Origin of the sequence: Rhodococcus sp. LB1, assembly GCF_001583455.1 — a bacterium.
GTDB classification, from domain to species: Bacteria; Actinomycetota; Actinomycetes; order Mycobacteriales; family Mycobacteriaceae; genus Rhodococcus_F; species Rhodococcus_F opacus.
Window position 1 is genome coordinate 1 of sequence record NZ_LTCZ01000342.1, and the last position, 953, is coordinate 953.

1 protein-coding gene is annotated in these 953 nt (G+C 68.6%); it reads right to left on the reverse strand.

Going from position 1 to position 953, the window contains the following annotated elements; translation table 11 throughout:
* On the reverse strand, positions 1-953 hold a 953-nt coding region (gene pyk / locus AZG88_RS34790; RefSeq protein WP_061700375.1), incomplete at both ends, for a pyruvate kinase.

A 953-nucleotide genomic window follows, 5' to 3' on the forward strand; every position in this document is an offset into this window, starting at 1 on the left:
TCTTCGCCGATTCTGTGGACGTGGATCAGGTTGGTCGAGCCTACGGTGCCGGGCGGCGACCCGGCCACGATGACCACCAGTTCACCCTTCTGGTACCGGCCCAACCCGAGCAGGGCGTGGTCGACCTGCCGCACCATCGCGTCGGTGCTCTCGACCGGGTCGACGATGAACGTCTCGGTGCCCCACGTCAGCGACAACTGGCTGCGCACCTCCGGCAGCGGGGTGAACGCCAGCAGCGGCAGCGGCGTGTGCAGCCGCGCCAGGCGGCGCACCGTGTCCCCGGACTGGGTGAACGCGACCAGCGCCTTCGCGTCGAGCCGCTCCCCGATGTCGCGGGCGGCGTAGGAGATGACACCCCGCTTGGTGCGCGGCACATGCGTCAGCGGCGGCACCTGGGTGGACTCGTTCTCCACCGCCTCGACGATCCGCGCCATCGTGCGCACCGTCTCCATCACGTACTTACCGACCGACGTCTCACCGGACAGCATCACCGCGTCCGCGCCGTCGAGGACCGCGTTCGCCACGTCGGACGCCTCGGCGCGGGTGGGCCGCGAGTTCTCGATCATCGACTCCAGCATCTGGGTGGCCACGATGACCGGCTTCGCGTTCTCCCGGGCGATCTGGATCGCCCGCTTCTGCACCAGCGGCACCTGCTCGAGCGGCAACTCCACACCCAGGTCACCGCGGGCGACCATCACCGCGTCGAATGCCAGCACGATCGCCTCGAGGTTGTCGATCGCCTCCGGCTTCTCGAGCTTCGCGATCACCGGGATCCGGCGACCGACCCGATCCATCACGGCGTGAACCAGTTCCACATCGGCCGGCGACCGCACGAACGACAGCGCGATGAAGTCGACGCCGAGGCCCAGCGCGAACTCGAGGTCGGCGATGTCCTTCTCCGACAGCGCCGGGACCGACACGTTCATCCCCGGCAGGGACACACCCTTGTTGTT